Here is a 15,338-nt window from a genome sequence, read left to right as displayed (position 1 = left end):
TAGTCATCGCGACTACATCGAGTCTCTTTGACTACAAGACCATGACCGCCAAATCCCTGCTCACCGCTCTACTGCCACTGGTCTCCGACCTGTCCCGCGAACTGCCCGAGGGCGAGCGCTATCGGCGCCTGCTCGAAGCCATGCGCGCCCTGCTGCCGTGCGATGCCGCCGCGTTGCTGCGCCTGGACGGCGAATGGCTGGTGCCGCTGGCGGTGGATGGTTTGAGTACCGACACCCTCGGCCGGCGCTTCAAGGTCAGCGAACATCCACGCTTCGAGATCCTGCTGGACGGCGCCGGGCCAACGCGGTTCGCCGCCGACAGCGACTTGCCCGATCCTTACGACGGCTTGGTCGATGGTCTGGGCGATCACCTCGAAGTGCATGACTGCCTCGGCTGCCCGCTGTTCGTCGATGAAAAACTCTGGGGCCTGATCACCCTCGATGCGCTCGATCCGGAGCGTTTCGAACCGATCGAACTCGACGCCCTGCAAGCCTTCGCCAGCCTCGCCTCAGCCACGGTCAACGCCGCCGAACGCATCGAACGCCTGGCGCTGCGCGCCGAAGACGAGCATCAGCGCGCTGAGGTCTACCGACAGGCCAGCGGTCAGCAGCAGCGCGAAATGATCGGCCAGAGCAAGGCGCACAAACGGCTGGTGGAGGAAATCAATCTGGTCGGTGGCAGCGACCTGACCGTGCTGATCACCGGCGAAACCGGGGTCGGCAAGGAGTTGGTGGCGCAGGCGATCCACGCCGCCTCGCCGCGATCCGACAAACCGCTCATCAGCCTCAACTGCGCGGCCCTGCCCGACACCTTGGTCGAAAGCGAACTATTCGGCCACGTGCGCGGCGCCTTCACCGGTGCCACCAGCGACCGCCGCGGCAAGTTCGAACTGGCCAATGGCGGCACGCTGTTTCTCGATGAAGTCGGCGAACTGTCGCTGACCGTGCAGGCCAAGTTGCTGCGCGTACTGCAAAGCGGCCAGTTGCAGCGGCTCGGCTCGGACAAGGAACATCAGGTCGATGTGCGCCTGATCGCCGCGACCAACCGCGATCTGGCCGAAGAAGTGCGCAGCGGCCGCTACCGCGCCGACTTCTATCACCGCCTGAGCGTGTACCCGCTGCGAGTGCCGGCACTGCGCGATCGCGGCCGCGATGTGTTGCTGCTCAGCGGCTTCTTTCTGGAACAGAACCGCTCGCGCATGGGCCTCAACAGCCTGCGCCTGAGCAGCGACGCCCAAGACGCGCTGCTCGCCTACACTTGGCCGGGCAACGTGCGCGAGCTGGAACACTTGATCGGGCGCAGTGCGCTGAAGGCGCTGGGCAATTGCAACGTGCGGCCGAAGATCCTCAGTTTGAGCGCGGCGGATCTGGATTTGCCGCGGGAGGTTGTGGGTAACTCTATTGAGCCGGCTGCCGAGGTGCCCGCGATGCCGTTGATCAACGGCGATCTGCGCAGCGCCACCGAGCAATATCAGCGGCAGTTGATCAGTGCTGCGCTTGAGCGTCATCAGGATAACTGGGCGAGTGCGGCGCGGGAGTTGGGCTTGGATCGGGCGAATCTTGGGCGGATGGCCAAGCGATTAGGCATGAAATAATCACTTCATCCAGTTTGAGTGGATTCCTTGTGGCGAGGGGATTTATCCCCGATGTGCTGCGCAGCGGCACCAGGAAATGGGACTGCTGGGCAGTCCATCGGGGATAAATCCCCTCACCACAGATGATTCTTGCCCTACCCGATAACCGACCTAAAGCCCACCCCGTTAACGCCGATAACCCGGCATCAATAGTTTCTGGCGATTTGCACCCTCGCCCATCACCTTTTTCCACAGAAGGTTTATATGTCTTCCACCAAAGCCCGCGCAGATTCACTTTCGCTTCTGCTGTTTACCTTGCGCAGCGGCAAGCTGATGGCGATCAACCTGCTGAAAGTCAGTGAAATCATTCCCTGCCCGCCGCTGACCAAAATGCCCGAGTCGCATCCGCACATCAAAGGCATTGCCACCCTGCGCGGCGCGTCGCTGTCGGTGATCGACCTCAGCCGCGCCATTGGCGAGCGACCGCTGGAAGACCCGAACGGCGGCTGCCTGATCGTTACCGACGTCAGCCGTTCGAAGCAGGGACTGCACGTGCAGGCGGTGAGCAAAATCGTCCATTGCCTGACCACCGACATCAAGCCGCCACCGTTCGGCTCCGGCGGTTCGCGCGCCTACATCACCGGCGTGACCTCGGTCGACGGCACGCTGGTGCAAGTGCTCGACATCGAGAAAGTCATCCACAGCATCGCCCCGGCACAAATCGAAATGGCCCCGACCGACCTGAGCATGGAAGACGCCGAAGTGCTGGGCAATGCACGGATTCTGGTGGTCGACGACAGCCAGGTAGCGTTGCAGCAATCGGTGCATACCCTGCGCAACCTCGGCCTGCAATGCCACACCGCGCGCAGTGCCAAGGAAGCCATCGACTGCCTGCTGGATCTGCAAGGCACCGCGCAGCAGATCAACCTGATCGTCTCCGACATCGAAATGTCCGAAATGGACGGCTATGCCTTTACCCGCACCCTGCGCGAGACGCCCGACTTCGCCCACCTCTACGTGCTGCTGCACACCTCGCTCGACAGCGCGATGAACAGCGAAAAGGCCCGCCTGGCCGGGGCTAACGCGGTGCTGACCAAGTTCTCTTCGCCGGAACTGACCCAGCGTTTGATCGAAGCCGCCAAACACGTCGCAGCCAACGGTCATTGAGTCTTGAGCCAGACGTACTGCTTTTTGATGCGGCGCGACCTTCGTCAAGACGTGCCGCCGCCCCACTGGCCGGAAGGCATTGAACTGAGCGCTTACCGCCCGGAACTGGCGGCGGCGGTGCATCAGCTGATGCAACTCGGCTACCGTGAGGGCGGCGGTCGGGTGCCGGCACTGGAGGAATGGCAGCTGCGGTTTGAAAGCGATGCCGAATACGATCCTGAATTGTGCTTCATCGCCCGCGATAACGAAGGCGTGATCGGCGTGGCGCAATGCTGGACCAGTTCGTATATCAAGAATCTGGTGGTGCATCCGCGCGCTCAGGGCCGAGGTTTGGGTCGGGCGTTGCTGTTGAATGCATTCAAGGTGTTTCAGCAACGCCGTGAAGGGTTTGTCGATCTGAAGGTGCTGGAAGACAATCTGCGGGCGCAGCGTTTGTATGAAAGTGCCGGGATGTTTGTGGTTCGCCGGGAAATCGTGCCGGACTGATTCAAAGTCAAAAGATCGCAGGCTTCGGCAGCTCCTACAATGGAACGCATTCTCTGTAGGAGCTGCCGCAGGCTGCGATCTTTTAGCGATGTCTCGGCAACAAAATTCTTTAGGCATACTCCAACCTCTGGACACTCAAGACCAAGGATGCCGCCCCATGAAACCCCTCACCCTGAGCCTGCTCTGCCTCACCGCCCTCGCCTCCCAGGCCCACGCCTCCAGCCCCGACGCCTGGGCCGCGTACGACAAATCCGTACTCGCCAGTTGCACCAAGGCCAGCGGCCTGAAAGCTGCGAAACCGGTCGGCACACCCGCGCAATTCGATGACCGCGTTGGCTACACCGCCGTGCTACTGCAAGGCCAATACCCGCAAAAACACATGAAAGGCCAGCAAGGCACTGAGCTGTGCCTGTACAGCAAAAAGTCGAAAACCGCGTTCGTCACCGAATGGGACTCGATTGGTCCGACCGCCAAGCCTTGAGGACTGGCGCACAACTTGCTTCGATCAGCCTTAGCCTGGCGACTTTATGTCGCCGTTTCACACCCTGATTGAAGATTGATCGTGCAATGAATACGACCTTTTCCTGCGTCGGTTGCGGCAAATGCTGCACCGACCACCATGTGCCCCTGACCCTCGCCGAAGCCCGCATGTGGGCGGCGGATGGCGGTCAGGTGATCGTGCTGGTGGAGGCCTTTCTCGGCAACGGCCTGGGCCTGCCGGCGCAGCAGCGTGAACACGCCGAACGACGTTCAGCGGCAGTGCGCAGCGGTACCACCGAGGCCCACGTGGCAATCACTTTCGCCGCCTACAACGTCGGTCGCTGCCGGAATCTTGACGAAGACAACCTGTGCCGCATCTACGAGCGCCGACCGTTGGTGTGCAGGATTTATCCCGCTGAGATCAATCCGCACATCCCGCTCAATCCGGCCGCCAAGGATTGCCCGCCAGAGTCGTGGCAGCAGGGGCCGCTGCTGATTGTCGGTGGGGAGCTGGTCGACCAGGAGCTGTTGGAATTGATCCAGCGTTCACGCCAGGCTGATCGCGATGACATCCGCATCAAGGATGCGATCTGCGCGGCGCTGGGGATTCGCACCACGGCGCTCAAGGGAGACGGGTTTACCGCGTATTTGCCGCAGATGGACGCTTTTGCGGCTGTGATCGATCAGGTGTCTTCACAGCCACTGAACACAGCATCCAGTGAATGGCTGTTTCATTTGTCCGGAGACGACGTGGCCGGGCAATTGCTGGCGGCCGGTGCGCAGGTGGTGACGGAGCCGGCGCAGACGTATGCGTTCATTTCGCTGCGCGCGGCTTGATCGGAAATTCCTGCCGATTGGACTGGCCTCATCGCTGGCAAGCCAGCTCCCACAAGGTTCCATGTCGTGCACAAGTCATGTGAACACTCGAGAAACCTGTGGGAGCTGGCTTGCCAGCGATGAGGCCAGTGGCAACAGCATCAATCCTAGCCTTGCCGCCGCCCCCAGAACTCCCGCGCCAGCAAGCGCAAATCCCCCGCCAACCCCGCCACATCCTCAGAGTTGCGCTGACTCAGCCGCCCCTCATCCACCGTCAATTCGGACGCCGTGCGAATGCTGACGATATTGCGATGGATGTCTTCGCTCACCGCGCTCTGCTGCTCCACCGCTGCGGCAATCTGCAGGCTCATTTCGGTGATCTGCTCGACCCGCTCGCTGATCCCGTCCAGCGCCCGCGCCGCACGCTGTGCCTGTTCGACGCTGTTATCCACATGCTCACTGCTTTGCTGCATCACCAGCACCGCATCGCGCGCGCCGTTTTGCAGAGTGCTGATCATCCGCTGAATCTCGTTGGTCGATTGCTGCGTGCGCCGCGCCAACCCGCGCACCTCATCCGCCACCACTGCAAAACCGCGCCCGGCATCGCCCGCGCGCGCCGCTTCGATCGCCGCGTTAAGCGCCAGCAGATTGGTCTGCTCGGCGATGCTGCGGATCACCTCCAGCACCCCGGAAATCTCGCTGCTGTGGCCTTCGAGCTGATGGATCACCTCGGTCGCCCGCCGCAATTCCTCGGCCAGACGCAACACCGCACTGCGACTTTCACCGACCAGCCAATGCCCTTCACGGGTTTCCGTATCGGCCAGGTCCGCCGCCACCGACGCCTGCTGCGCATGGTTGGCGACCTGCGCGACACTCGCGGCCATTTGGTGAATCGCTGCCGCCACCTGATCGGTTTCCGCCTGCTGCGCCAGCGAACTGCTGTGGCTTATTTGCAGATGATCAACCAGTTGCGCCGCATGCCCGGCCAACTGTTGCGATGCGTCCCCCATACGCCCGACCACCGCGCCGACCTGGGCTTCGAGCATCTGCAGGGCAAACTCGATCTGGCCGAACTCATCGCCGCGCCCGGTGTAAATGCCCTGGCTCAACGGATTGTCCGCGACCTGCCGCGCCCGTTCGCTCAGCCGCTCCAGCGGACGCAGAATCCAGCGCACGCCTAATGCACACACACTGCTGCCGACGACAAATGCGGTGCCATCAATCCATGCCGACTCCGGACGCAACCAGGCCTCGATCCCCAACACCACACCCAGCAACGCACTGGCCAACGCCGTGATCCTGCCGCGCAAACCTAACCTGAGCAGCGGCCGCCTTCCCTTCAATTCGCCACGCAACTGCGCATAAACCCGCTCCGCCGCGGCCACCCACCGCGCATCAGGCCGGGTGCGCACCGACTGATACTCCACCGCCACGCCGTTCTGCGTGACCGGCGTGACATACGCGCTGACCCAATAATGGTTGCCATTCTTGCAACGATTCTTCACCAGCCCCATCCACGAACGACCGCTCTTGAGCGTCTGCCACATATGGGCAAACGCCTGCGCCGGCATGTCTGGGTGACGCAACAAGTTATGCGGCGTGCCGAGCAATTCGTCGCGGCTATAACCGCTGATCTGAATGAAATCGTCGTTGGCGTAAGTGATCGCGCTGGTCAGATCGGTGGTCGAAAGAATGTTCGCATCCAGCGCCACATCGACGTTACGGCCGGTTACCGGGAGATTGATCTTCATGGAAAGCGCGCTCGTTTTATGAGAAGAGTCGGCAGGGCTGCTGACTCTAAGCGCACCAATTGGTCAAATATTGATCTGGCTCAGGGGATGAGCACTTAGCCATCACTGCGACGGAAAATCGCAGTCGATGGCTGAAGGCGGGATGAAACTCAGCGCTTGCCCATCGAACGGCGGGTACCCGGCGGGGCCATGCCCGGGGTCTTGGTGTGACCATTCTTGGCGCCGTTCTTGTACCACGGCTGATTCGAACCCTTGGCGGCCGCCAGTTCACCCGGTTTGAACGGGAACTTGAAAGCCGGGATCTCGGGTTTGGTCTCGCTGGCGTCAGTCAGCTCGGCCGGGACATCGCTCAAAGCGTCGTCAACCGGCGGTTGGATCGGGGAAGTCATAAAAGCTCCGCAAAGCAAAAAGTCCGGCCCGAACAGTGAGCCGCGAAGGCGCGCAGTATACCTGCGCGCCTTGCGACAGCACCTGAAGATTTGCAGCGCACGCCGAACGGTTTAGAGGTAGGTGATGGTGCAATGTTTCCCGAATCGGGAATGATCGGTCCCGTTTTGGGTCCGGCTGACAACAATAGCCGGCAGAGATGCGTCGCCCGCACAAACGCCTTCGCGAGCAGGCTCGCTCCCACAGGTGGACTGTGGTTTCAACCTGTGGGAGTGAGCCTGCTCGCGATGAACGATGACGCGGTGCTCGGACGGATCAAGTGCGTGGATCAACCCGATCCAGCGCCCGGTTCACGGCCAGTTCGGCGAGCATGACGATCTGCTGGATCGCCAGCGCCGTGCTGCGTTGCGGACCGCCGAGTTCATTGGCGAAGTTACTGGCCATGGCACTGGCAGAGGCCAACGATTCGTAAGCGTGGGCGAGCAGGGTTTCGGTGTCGATAGCTGGGTTGACCAGAAACATGGTGCTTGGCTGTCGCGGCTGGGCGGGTTGCGGACAGAGGTAGAAGTCGAGCGCGCGTTTGATGGCTTCGCGGTTTTGGGCGAGGTCTTCTGCGCGGATGGCTTCGGCGAGCGGGGTTTTAGTTTCGGGGGGTGGGTCTGGAATCAGTTTATCCATGGGTAGCTCCTACTTGTATTTGGGAGCCAGCCTTTGTCGTTTCCACACGACAAAAGGTGGCAACTGTGCGCGGGGTGGAAAACCGATAAGTAGGCAACCGGCCAGACCGAAGTCTGCCCACGCACAGCCGCCGCGACGCAGTTTGCAGACGAAAAAAGACGTCGGCAACGATTACGGTGCTGGTGCATTGTTTCTACTTGAATCGGGTTTCCACACCCGATCGCTGAATTGGCAGCGACAACCAAAGCCTAGAGACCGCGCTTCCGACGGACAACCTGAAAACCTTGTGGGAAGGTTCTGGTTTGCTCACACACTTTTAAACACAAACCCTCTCACTGTAGGAGCTGCCGAAGGCTGCGATCTTTTGACTTTGGCTTTCACAACTCAAAAGCGAGATCAAAAGATCGCAGCCTTCGGCAGCTCCTACAGGGAGATCGAATTTATTTAGTTGGAGACCGGTCGGCTGTCAGGCCGCCATCGCTGGCAAGCCAGCTCTCACAAAAGATCAAAAGATCGCAGCCTGCGGCAGCTCCTACAGGGAAAATAAGTACAACCCGCACGCGGCGCATGCCGCCCCACTCCAGGATGAGCGCGAGCTCGGCTGCCGCTCTTGATCTTGATCTTGATCCACGGGCGACGTCGGAAGGCTGAGCGGAGGGATTGATCCGGGCGTGGGAGCGTAGCGACCGTTTGGCGCAGCCAAACACAGCGAGAGGAGGTGCAGCGAAGCAAAGCGTAGGCGCTGCGCCCGGATCAATCCCGGAGCGAAGGGACCCAGAGCCACAGCGAGCGGGCCGAACGCAGGAGCGAGCGTTTTTTTGCTTACTTTTTTTTGGCGTTTGTAAAAAAAGTGAGTCGCCGTCAGGGCGAAACCGTAATCAGCCACACCCGCAGAAACGGATATACACCCCGGCGAAACTGACAGCGCTGACAGCCAGCCGTCACCCTCCTGACCCCCAAACAAGTTTATAAATACCCAACCTGCCCAAACTCCACCCCTGGCGCCCCAATCGCATGCGAATCCAGAAAAACATAGCCCTGCCAGCCCTAGTGATCGCCCTGGCCGCCGCAGGCACATGGTGGGCACTGAAACCCGCCCCGACCAAACTGGCCACCCCGACCGCCATCCCGGTCCGCGTCGTCACCGTCAGCGAAAAAGACGTCCCCCGCTACACCAGCGGCATCGGCTCGGTGCTCTCATTGCACAGCGTCGTAGTGCGCCCACAAGTCGATGGCATCCTCACCAAAATCCTCGTCAAGGAAGGCCAACTCGTCAAAGCAGGCGACCTGCTCGCCACCATCGACGACCGCTCTATCCGCGCCAGCCTCGACCAGGCCCGCGCGCAACTGGGCGAAAGCCAGGCACAACTGCAAGTCGCCCTGGTCAACCTCAAGCGCTACAAACTGCTCAGCGTCGACGACGGCGTCTCCAAGCAGACGTACGACCAGCAACAGGCCCTGGTCAACCAACTCAAAGCCACCGCCCAAGGCAACCAGGCCTCGATCGACGCGGCGCAGGTACAACTTTCCTACACGCAGATCCGCTCCCCGGTCACCGGCCGCGTCGGTATTCGTACAGTCGATGAAGGCAACTTCCTGCGCATGACCGACACCGCCGGCCTGTTCACCGTGACCCAGATCGACCCGATTGCCGTGGAGTTCTCGCTGCCGCAGCAAATGCTGCCGACCCTGCAGGGCCTGATCAACGACCCGCAGCACGCTCAGGTCAAGGCCTACATCGGCGCCGACACCGATGGCGAAACCGGCAACCTGCTCGGCGAAGGTCACCTGACCCTGATCGACAACCAGATCAACGCCAACACCGGCACCATCCGCGCCAAGGCCGAGTTCGACAACGCCAGCCAGAAACTCTGGCCGGGCCTGTTGGTGACGGTAAAAATTCAGACGGCGCTGGACAAGGATGCGCTGGTGGTACCGCCCACCGTCGTCCAGCGCGGTCTCGATCAGCACTTCGTCTATCGCGTGAATGGCGACAAGGTCGAAGCCGTGCAGGTGCAGATGGTTTATCAAGGCAGCGGCCAGGACATCATCAAAGGCGTGAAGGCTGGTGATCAATTGGTCAGCGACGGCCAGTCACGGCTCAAACCCGGCTCTACCGTGCAGGTCATGACCGAGCCGCCGCAGGTGGTGCAAGCGGAGCCCAAGCCATGAAGCAGCACACAGGCGTCTCCACCTGGTGCATCGATCACCCGGTCGCGACCATTCTGCTGACCATCGCGCTGGTGCTGGTCGGGGTGATTGCCTTCCCGCGCCTGCCGATTGCCCCACTGCCGGAAGCGGAATTTCCGACAATTCAGGTCTCGGCGCAGTTGCCTGGCGCCAGCCCCGATACCATGGCCTCGTCCGTGGCCACACCGCTGGAGGTGCAATTCAGCGCCATCCCCGGCATGACCCAGATGACCTCCAGCAGTGCGCTCGGCTCCAGCCTGCTGACCCTGCAATTCACTCTCGACAAGAGCATCGACACCGCCGCCCAGGAAGTCCAGGCGGCGATCAACACCGCGGCCGGCAAGCTGCCCAAGGACATGCCGACCCTGCCGACCTGGAAGAAGGTCAACCCGGCCGACAGCCCGGTACTGATCCTCAGCGTCAGCTCGACGCAAATGCCCGGCACCGAACTCAGCGACCTGGTGGAAACCCTGCTGGCGCGTCAGATCAGTCAGATCGACGGTGTAGGCCAGATCAACATCACCGGTCAGCAACGTCCGGCGATCCGCGTGCAAGCCTCGGCCGACAAACTGGCGGCGATCGGCCTGACCCTGGCCGACATTCGTCTGGCGATCCAGCAGACCAGCCTCAACCTCGCCAAAGGTGCGTTGTACGGCGAATCGAGCATCTCCACGCTGTCGACCAACGACCAGTTGTTCCACCCCGAGGACTACAGCCAACTCATCGTTTCCTACAAGGACGGCGCCCCGGTTCACCTGCGCGATGTCGCCAAAGTCGTCAACGGTTCGGAAGATGCCTACGTGCAGGCCTGGGCCGGTGATCAACCCGGGGTGAACCTGGTGATCTCGCGGCAACCGGGGGCGAACATTGTCGAAACCGTCGACCGCATTCAAGCCGCCCTGCCCGGCCTCGAAGCCATGCTCCCGGCCTCGGTGCAGGTGAAAACCCTGATTGATCGCACTCAGACCATCCGCGCCTCGCTGCATGAAGTCGAGATCACCCTGTTGATCGCGATCCTGCTGGTGGTGGCGGTGATGGCGCTGTTCCTGCGCCAGTTGTCGGCGACCATGATCGTCTCGGCGGTACTCGGCGTGTCGCTGACCGCCAGTTTCGCCCTGATGTACCTCTTGGGCTTCAGCCTGAACAACCTGACGCTGGTGGCGATTGTCGTCGCGGTCGGGTTTGTCGTGGACGATGCGATTGTCGTGGTGGAGAACATCCACCGGCATCTGGAGGCCGGCGACAGCATGCGCGAAGCGGCGGTCAAAGGTGCCGGCGAAATCGGCTTCACCGTGGTCTCGATCAGTTTCTCGCTGGTGGCGGCGTTCATTCCGCTGCTGTTCATGGGCGGTGTGGTCGGGCGGTTGTTCAAGGAATTCGCCCTGACCGCAACCTCGACCATTTTGATTTCGGTGGTGGTGTCGTTGACCCTCGCACCGACGCTGGCCGCGCTGTTCATGCGCAAACCGGTGCACCACGCCCACGACAAACCGGGCTTCAGCGAGCGCTTGCTGGCCTGGTACGAAAAGGGTCTGCGCCGTGCCCTCGCCCACCAGAAACTGATGATCGGCGTGTTCGGCCTGTCCCTGGCGCTGGCGATTGCCGGTTACATCTTTATCCCCAAGGGTTTCTTCCCGGTGCAGGACACCGGGTTTGTCCTCGGCACCACCGAAGCTGCTGCGGATATCTCCTACGGCGACATGGTGAAAAAACACCTGGCGATGGCCGAAATCGTCGCCGCCGATCCGGCCGTGCAGGCGTTCTCGCACTCGGTCGGTGTGTCCGGCAGCAACCAGACCATCGCCAACGGCCGCTTCTGGATCGCCCTGAAAAAACGCGGTGACCGCGACGTCTCGGCCAGCCAGTTCATCGACCGCATTCGTCCGCAACTGATGAAAGTCCCGGGCATCGTCCTGTACCTGCGCGCCGGCCAGGACATCAACCTCAGCTCCGGGCCGAGCCGCGCGCAGTACCAATACGTGCTCAAGAGCAACGACGGCGCAACCCTCGCCACCTGGACCCAGCGTCTGACCGAAAAGCTGCGCAGCAACCCGGCGTTCCGCGACATTTCCAACGACCTGCAACTGGGCGGCAGCATCACCCACATCAGCATCGACCGCAGCGCCGCCGCGCGTTTCGGCCTGACCGCCAGTGACGTCGACGAAGCGCTGTACGATGCGTTCGGCCAGCGCCAGATCAACGAGTTTCAGACCCAGGTCAATCAGTACAACGTGATTCTGGAACTGGACACCAAGCAGCGCGGCAAGGCCGAAAGCCTCAACTATTTCTACCTGCGCTCGCCGTTGAGCGGCGAGATGGTGCCGCTGTCGGCGCTGGCCAAATTCGATGCGCCGACCATCGGCCCGCTGTCGATTGCCCATGACGGCATGTTCCCGGCCGCCAACCTGTCGTTCAACCTGGCGCCCGGCGTGGCGTTGGGCGACGCGGTGATTCTGCTCAATCAGGCCAAGGCTGAAATCGGCATGCCGACCGCGATCAGCGGCAACTTCCAGGGCGCGGCGCAGGCGTTCCAGAGTTCGCTGGCCAGTCAGCCGTGGCTGATTCTCGCGGCGCTGGTGGCGGTGTACATCATTCTCGGCGTGCTTTATGAGAGCTTCGTGCATCCGCTGACCATCATCTCGACCCTGCCGGCGGCCGGTCTCGGTGCGGTGATCATGCTGTGGATCTGCGGCCAGGACTTCTCGATCATGGCGTTGATCGGCTTGGTGTTGCTGATCGGTATCGTCAAAAAGAACGGCATTCTGATGATCGACTTTGCCCTTGAGGCGCAGCGCAATCGCGGCTTGCCGCCGCAGGATGCGATTTACGAGGCGTGCCTGACGCGATTCCGGCCGATCATCATGACCACCCTCGCCGCCCTGCTGGGTGCCCTGCCGCTGATGCTCGGTTATGGCACCGGCGCCGAACTGCGCCAGCCGCTGGGGATTGCGGTGGTGGGCGGTTTGCTGGTCAGCCAGATGCTGACGCTGTTTACCACGCCGGTCATATACTTGTGGCTTGAGCGGCTGTTCCACAGGCCCAAACCAATGCCCACGACGGCATTGGCGACTACAGACTGAGGCGGTCATGCGCGTTCTGATTATCGAAGACGAGGAAAAAACCGCGGACTATCTGCACCGCGGTCTGACGGAACAGGGTTACACCGTGGACCTGGCCCGCGACGGCGTCGAAGGCCTGCACCTGGCGCTGGAGAGCGACTATGCGGTGATCGTCCTCGACGTCATGCTACCGGGCCTGGACGGCTTTGGCGTGCTGCGCGCATTACGTGCGCGCAAGCAGACCCCGGTGATCATGCTCACCGCCCGCGAGCGCGTCGAAGACCGGATCAAGGGCCTGCGCGACGGCGCCGATGATTACCTCGGCAAGCCGTTTTCCTTTCTGGAACTGGTGGCTCGCCTGCAAGCGCTGACCCGACGCAGCGGCGGGCATGAACCGGTACAAGTGAGCATCGCCGACCTGTGGATCGACCTGATCAGCCGCAAGGCGACCCGTGCCGGCACCCGACTGGACCTGACCGCGAAAGAATTCTCGCTGCTCAGCGTGCTGGCGCGCCGGCAAGGCGAAATCCTCTCGAAAACCGCGATTGCCGAGATGGTCTGGGACATCAATTTCGACAGCGATGCGAATGTCGTCGAAGTCGCGATCAAACGGCTGCGGGCCAAGCTCGACGGACCGTTCGACGAGAAACTGCTGCACACGATTCGTGGCATGGGTTATGTGCTGGAGAGCCGTGGTGTCCAGTAATTCGATTGCCCTGCGTTTAAGCGGGATGTTCACCCTGGTGGCGCTACTGGTGTTCCTGTTGATCGGCGGCGCGCTGTATCAACAGGTCGACAAGGGCCTGGGCCTGCTCCCGGAAGCCGAGTTGGATGCGCGTTACAGTGTGCTTGAATCGGCGCTCAATCGTTATGGCACACCCGAGCATTGGGTGAAGATCAACGCCAAGCTCAAGCTGCTCGGCGAAGAGGACAAGCGCATACGTTTCTGGGTGGTCAGCGCTGATCCCGGTTACGAGTATGGCGAGCCTGACGCGCAAATCCGCGCCTTCGCCCAGGGCCCGACCGGCATGCATGATCTGCAGTTGCCTGAACATCCTTATCCGCTGAAAGTGCTGCTGACCGAGTTACCGGCCAAGGACCAGCGCCCGCCGCTGCGGTTCATGATCGGCATCGACACCGAAACGTTCCACGAAACCCAACACAAACTGTTGATCGCTCTCGTCAGCCTCGCGATTGTCGGTGTGCTGATGGCCTCGGCGCTGGGGTACTGGGTCGCGCGAATCGGCCTCAAGCCGTTGATCAAACTGTCGGATGAAGCCCAGCGCCTCGCGCCTCCCCTACGGGCCGGACGTTTGCGGATGTCGCCATTGCCGCCGGAGCTTGAGCAGTTTGTCGATTCGTTCAACTCCACGCTGGAGCGGGTCGAACAGGCCTACTCGCGGCTGGAATCGTTCAACGCCGACGTCGCCCATGAACTGCGCTCGCCGCTGACCAACCTGATTGGCCAGACCCAGGTCGCATTGACGCGCGGACGCTCCGCCGAGCATTACTTCGAAGTGCTGCAGTCGAATCTTGAAGAGCTGGAGCGCCTGCGTTCGATCATCAATGACATGTTGTTCCTCGCCAGCGCCGACCAGGGCAGCAAGGCGACCAAACTGACATCTACGTCGCTGGCCGATGAAGTCGCGACTACGCTCGAGTATCTGGATTTCATCCTTGAAGACGCGCAGGTGCAGGTACACGTCAGTGGCGATGCGCAGGTGCGGATCGAGATCGCACATCTGCGCCGGGCATTGATCAATCTGCTGAGCAACGCCGTGCAGCACACCGAGCCGGGCAAGGTGATCGAAGTGCGGATCGAGGTTGAAGACCATCAGGTCAGCATTGGTGTGGCCAACCCGGGATCGCCGATTGCCAGCGAGCACTTGCCGCGTCTGTTCGAGCGCTTCTATCGAGTCGATGCCTCGCGCAGCAACAGCGGCAACAACCATGGATTGGGGCTGGCGATCGTCAAGGCGATTGCGCTGATGCACGGTGGGGATGTGTTTGTGCGCAGTGATCGGGGGATGAATACCTTCGGCATTCACCTCCCCGTTTAATCGCTGATTAAAGTCCCCTGTGGCGAGGGGATTCATCCCCGATGGGTTGCGAAGCGACCCCAAAATCAGCAATCGCGATCTTCCTGACACAACCAGTACAAAGGATTGAGGGCTGCTTCGCAGCCCATCGGGGATGAATCCCCTCGCCACAAGGAATGGCGTTCACCCGAGGTTGATCTTTGCTTTTGCTGTAACAGTCATTTATGAAAATCACGCTGTTTCCCAACGCTCGGCAACCTTATCTTTGCCCGCACCAAACAGCACTTGCCAAGCAAGAAGGTTTTCAAGATGTCCAACAGTATGGGTATTGCCAGCGCTTTCGTTTTGTCCTCATTGATCCTGTCGCCAATGGCGATGGCTGAAGAATCGCAGGCGTTCGTCGCGCAGAATGCTGCTCGCGCTCACGCCTTCGAGCAATCTCAGGCAGAAGTGATGGCGAAGTCGCAAGACGCCTCGCAAGCCCCACAGGCCGCCACTTCCCAGGCTCAAGCGGCCGAGAAAGACAGCTGAGTCGCGCACCGCGAAACATTTCCCTCGACGCGGTTGTTTGGCTCTTCCCGTTCAACCGTCGTCCTTCCAGGCCGCTGCCTTTCAGCGGCCTTTTTTCGTTGTGGTCTGAAAGCCGTTTGGTTCGTCTGTAACAACAAGAAATATCCCGCACCTCAAGACATTGAAGTGTCAGTTGACCCA

At 61.2% G+C, this 15,338-nt stretch carries 13 protein-coding genes and 1 pseudogene; 10 read left to right on the top strand and 4 right to left on the bottom strand.

From position 1 onward, the window contains the following. Positions 1-41: 41 nt before the first annotated feature. The 5 genes from norR (at position 42) to AB1J88_RS26120 (ending at position 4,544) form a co-directional block, all read left to right on the top strand. Positions 42-1,595, top strand: a complete 1,554-nt coding sequence (gene norR / locus AB1J88_RS26140) for a nitric oxide reductase transcriptional regulator NorR (protein WP_430292262.1) — start codon at positions 42-44, stop codon at positions 1,593-1,595. A 243-nt stretch (positions 1,596-1,838) separates the two neighbouring features. After that, positions 1,839-2,741, top strand: coding sequence for a chemotaxis protein CheV (locus tag AB1J88_RS26135; protein ID WP_007968390.1), 903 nt, complete (start codon positions 1,839-1,841; stop codon positions 2,739-2,741). A 27-nt stretch (positions 2,742-2,768) separates the two neighbouring features. Then, entirely contained in the window at positions 2,769-3,227 is a 459-nt protein-coding gene (locus tag AB1J88_RS26130) for a GNAT family N-acetyltransferase (protein ID WP_262948231.1), read from the top strand. Between the two features lie 157 nt (positions 3,228-3,384). Further along, the gene (locus tag AB1J88_RS26125) at positions 3,385-3,708 is read left to right on the top strand and encodes a hypothetical protein (RefSeq protein ID WP_430292261.1); all 324 of its coding nucleotides are present in this window, start codon (positions 3,385-3,387) and stop codon (positions 3,706-3,708) included. A gap of 86 nt (positions 3,709-3,794) precedes the next feature. Further along, entirely contained in the window at positions 3,795-4,544 is a 750-nt protein-coding gene (locus AB1J88_RS26120; RefSeq protein ID WP_108183738.1) for a YkgJ family cysteine cluster protein, read from the top strand. A gap of 146 nt (positions 4,545-4,690) precedes the next feature. On the opposite strand, the gene AB1J88_RS26115 is transcribed toward AB1J88_RS26120, so the two are convergent. The 4 genes and pseudogenes from AB1J88_RS26115 to AB1J88_RS26100 all read right to left on the bottom strand — a co-directional run bounded on the left by AB1J88_RS26115 (position 4,691) and on the right by AB1J88_RS26100 (position 7,339). Continuing rightward, complete coding sequence (locus AB1J88_RS26115) at positions 4,691-5,791, bottom strand: methyl-accepting chemotaxis protein (RefSeq protein ID WP_430292720.1); 1,101 nt, start codon at positions 5,789-5,791, stop codon at positions 4,691-4,693. A 201-nt stretch (positions 5,792-5,992) separates the two neighbouring features. Then, positions 5,993-6,274, bottom strand: a pseudogene (locus tag AB1J88_RS26110) (PAS domain-containing protein); the annotation flags it as partial. Between the two features lie 149 nt (positions 6,275-6,423). Then, a complete protein-coding gene (locus AB1J88_RS26105) occupies positions 6,424-6,663 on the bottom strand; it encodes a hypothetical protein (RefSeq protein WP_095136866.1) in 240 nt (79 codons plus the stop codon). 313 nt (positions 6,664-6,976) lie between these two features. Further along, positions 6,977-7,339, bottom strand: a complete 363-nt coding sequence (locus AB1J88_RS26100; protein ID WP_430292260.1) for a DUF6124 family protein — start codon at positions 7,337-7,339, stop codon at positions 6,977-6,979. Between the two features lie 1,014 nt (positions 7,340-8,353). Here AB1J88_RS26100 and AB1J88_RS26095 point away from each other — a divergent pair. The 5 genes from AB1J88_RS26095 (at position 8,354) to AB1J88_RS26075 (ending at position 15,158) form a co-directional block, all read left to right on the top strand. Beyond that, positions 8,354-9,511 carry an efflux RND transporter periplasmic adaptor subunit gene (locus tag AB1J88_RS26095; RefSeq protein WP_430292259.1) on the top strand — a complete coding sequence of 386 codons (1,158 nt, stop codon included), beginning with the start codon at positions 8,354-8,356 and terminating at the stop codon, positions 9,509-9,511. Further along, positions 9,508-12,609, top strand: a complete 3,102-nt coding sequence (locus tag AB1J88_RS26090; protein ID WP_095668357.1) for a multidrug efflux RND transporter permease subunit — start codon at positions 9,508-9,510, stop codon at positions 12,607-12,609. Before AB1J88_RS26095 ends, AB1J88_RS26090 begins: the two co-directional genes overlap by 4 nt. A gap of 7 nt (positions 12,610-12,616) precedes the next feature. Continuing rightward, positions 12,617-13,294: a heavy metal response regulator transcription factor gene (locus tag AB1J88_RS26085; protein ID WP_007916978.1), complete on the top strand. Its 678-nt coding sequence runs from the start codon at positions 12,617-12,619 to the stop codon at positions 13,292-13,294. Next, on the top strand, positions 13,284-14,648 hold the full coding sequence (locus AB1J88_RS26080; protein WP_145593183.1) for a heavy metal sensor histidine kinase: 1,365 nt from the start codon (positions 13,284-13,286) through the stop codon (positions 14,646-14,648). Before AB1J88_RS26085 ends, AB1J88_RS26080 begins: the two co-directional genes overlap by 11 nt. Positions 14,649-14,936: 288 nt before the next feature. Further along, a complete protein-coding gene (locus tag AB1J88_RS26075) occupies positions 14,937-15,158 on the top strand; it encodes a hypothetical protein (protein WP_027612176.1) in 222 nt (73 codons plus the stop codon). The last annotated feature ends 180 nt before the right edge of the window (positions 15,159-15,338 follow it).

This window comes from Pseudomonas sp. S8 (assembly GCF_050473925.1).
In the GTDB taxonomy this organism is placed as follows: domain Bacteria; phylum Pseudomonadota; class Gammaproteobacteria; order Pseudomonadales; family Pseudomonadaceae; genus Aquipseudomonas; species Aquipseudomonas parakoreensis.
The sequence above is the reverse complement of the archived record's forward strand: the minus strand, read 5'-3'. Positions and strand labels throughout refer to the sequence as shown.

Bases quoted from the DNA above. Each gene is read 5' to 3' on its own strand.
- AB1J88_RS26125 (WP_430292261.1), top strand. From the start codon at position 3,385: ATGAAACCCCTCACCCTGAGCCTGCTCTGCCTCACCGCCCTCGCCTCC.
- AB1J88_RS26085 (WP_007916978.1), top strand. From the start codon at position 12,617: ATGCGCGTTCTGATTATCGAAGACGAGGAAAAAACCGCGGACTATCTG.
- AB1J88_RS26120 (WP_108183738.1), top strand. From the start codon at position 3,795: ATGAATACGACCTTTTCCTGCGTCGGTTGCGGCAAATGCTGCACCGAC.
- AB1J88_RS26100 (WP_430292260.1), bottom strand. From the start codon at position 7,339: ATGGATAAACTGATTCCAGACCCACCCCCCGAAACTAAAACCCCGCTC.
- AB1J88_RS26095 (WP_430292259.1), top strand. From the start codon at position 8,354: ATGCGAATCCAGAAAAACATAGCCCTGCCAGCCCTAGTGATCGCCCTG.
- AB1J88_RS26075 (WP_027612176.1), top strand. From the start codon at position 14,937: ATGTCCAACAGTATGGGTATTGCCAGCGCTTTCGTTTTGTCCTCATTG.
- AB1J88_RS26130 (WP_262948231.1), top strand. From the start codon at position 2,769: ATGCGGCGCGACCTTCGTCAAGACGTGCCGCCGCCCCACTGGCCGGAA.
- AB1J88_RS26090 (WP_095668357.1), top strand. From the start codon at position 9,508: ATGAAGCAGCACACAGGCGTCTCCACCTGGTGCATCGATCACCCGGTC.
- AB1J88_RS26135 (WP_007968390.1), top strand. From the start codon at position 1,839: ATGTCTTCCACCAAAGCCCGCGCAGATTCACTTTCGCTTCTGCTGTTT.
- AB1J88_RS26105 (WP_095136866.1), bottom strand. From the start codon at position 6,663: ATGACTTCCCCGATCCAACCGCCGGTTGACGACGCTTTGAGCGATGTC.
- norR (WP_430292262.1), top strand. From the start codon at position 42: ATGACCGCCAAATCCCTGCTCACCGCTCTACTGCCACTGGTCTCCGAC.